This is a genomic window from Fulvivirga lutimaris (genome assembly GCF_009711525.1).
Classification (GTDB): Bacteria; Bacteroidota; Bacteroidia; order Cytophagales; family Cyclobacteriaceae; genus Fulvivirga; species Fulvivirga lutimaris.
In genome coordinates, this window is sequence record NZ_SMLV01000123.1 from 1 (window position 1) to 2,238 (window position 2,238).

The 2,238-nt window shown below is 40.0% G+C and carries 1 protein-coding gene; it reads right to left on the reverse strand.

The window, feature by feature from the left end; translation table 11 throughout:
• Positions 1-159: 159 nt before the first annotated feature.
• Positions 160-2,238 (reverse strand): cytochrome-c oxidase, cbb3-type subunit I (ccoN, locus tag E1140_RS00610; protein WP_155178014.1); only part of this gene is annotated, 2,079 nt, incomplete at its 5' end.

The following is a 2,238-nucleotide window of genomic DNA, read 5'->3' on the forward strand; positions in this document are numbered from 1 at the left end:
TCATCTATAGGTAAGTTCTTCATCTTATTTATATAGGATTTATCAGCTGTATAAACCCAAATCAACAGCCCTACAAAGAATACAATGAAGATGGATAATGAGATTATCGGCCAAATCTCCACGTTATGTACTTGTTCGAAATAATATTTAAACATGGTCTTACTTATTTTGAGTTGTTTGTTCTGGCTTTATCTTAATATCTGTTCCTAATCTCTGCAGATAGGCAATAAGTGCTACTATCTCAGTTTCAGGTACTACGTCAATATTATCTTCAGCCTTAAGTCTCGCAGCAATTTCCTTAGCTTGCTTATCTAAATCATCATTGGCGGTCTGATCATACCCCTCTTCATAAGGTACACCAATGGTTCTCAATGCGTTTATCATTGCAGCAGTTTGAGATTTATCAATAGTACTTTCAAAAAGCCATGGATATGCTGGCATAATTGAGCCCGCAGACACTGAAGATGGATCCAGCATATGATAATAGTGCCAGCTATCAGGGTATTTAGCCCCTACTCTGTGTAAATCTGGCCCGGTTCGTTTTGAACCCCACAAGAATGGGTGATCATAAACAAACTCGCCAGCCTTCGAGTATTCGCCATAACGCTCTGTCTCAGATCTGAATGGCCTTACCATTTGTGAATGGCAACTCACACAACCCTCTCTGATATATAAATCACGACCGTGAAGTTCTAGCGGTGTATAAGGCTTAACACTTTCGATAGTTGGCACATTACTTTTGATTAAGAATGTAGGCACCATCTCAATAACACCACCAATCAATATGGCTACAACAGTTAGTACTGTAAACAGAACAGGTTTTCTTTCTAAAACACTGTGCCAGTGACCGCCAGCAGGCTTTGCCTCTTTTACCAAAGGTGCGGCCTCAGTTTCCTCATTGGCTACAAATGATCCCTGACCTGCTGTCTTCATCAGGTTGTAGATCATTATAAATACACCTGTTAGATAAAGAGTGCCACCAATAGCTCTAAGCATGTACATTGGTAAAATCTGAACTACTGTTTCAAGGAAGTTTTTATATTCAAGGAATCCCTCAGCATTAAATTCTTTCCACATTAAGCTTTGTGTAATACCAGCCACATACAATGGTAATGCGTAGAAAATGATACCTAATGTGCCTATCCAGAAGTGGTTATTGGCGAGTTTAACTGAGTACAGTTTTGTTCCCCACATTCTTGGTATCATCCAATACAGCATTCCGAAAATCAGGAAGCCATTCCAGCCTAATCCACCAATATGCACATGGGCAACGATCCAGTCAGTAAAGTGAGCAATGGCATTCACATTTTTAAGGGAAAGCATTGGTCCTTCAAAAGTAGCCATACCATAAGCGGTTACTGCCACAACCATAAATTTCAAGATAGGATCTTCTCGAACTCTGTCCCAGGCACCTCTTAAAGTTAAAAGGCCATTAAGCATACCACCCCAGCTAGGAGCTATTAACATTATGGAGAAAACCACTCCTAATGACTGAGCCCAGTCTGGTAATGAAGTGTATAACAAGTGATGTGGGCCTGCCCATATGTAAATGAATATGAGTGACCAAAAGTGAATAATTGATAGTTTGTAAGAGTAAACGGGTCTGTTTGCTGCTTTAGGCAAGAAGTAATACATCAAACCCAAAAATGGTGTAGTTAAGAAAAATGCTACTGCATTATGACCATACCACCATTGAACAAGAGCATCTTGTACACCGGCATACCAGCTGTAGCTTTTCATAAAGCTTACTGGTATTTCAAATGAATTAACAATGTGTAAAACAGCAACTGTAACAAATGTGGCTATGTAAAACCAAATGGCCACATACATATGCTTCTCCCTACGCTTAATAATGGTTCCAATCATATTGATACCAAATACAACCCAAATAAGGGCAATGGCAATATCAATAGGCCATTCTAACTCTGCATATTCTTTAGAGGTGGTCATGCCAAGAGGCAACGATATGGCTGCTGCCAAAATGATCAATTGCCATCCCCAAAAGTTAATCCAGCTTAGCGCATCGCTAAACATTCTGGTTTTAAGAAGCCTCTGCATCGAGTAGTACACGCCAGCGAACATGGCGTTACCAACAAATGCAAAAATGATAGCATTGGTATGTAGCGGACGAATACGTCCGAAAGTGGTGTACGGGAGGTCGAAATTAAAAATAGGATAAAACAGCTGGATAGCAGCCGTCAATCCTACTAGCATTCCTACTACACCAAAAATGACTGT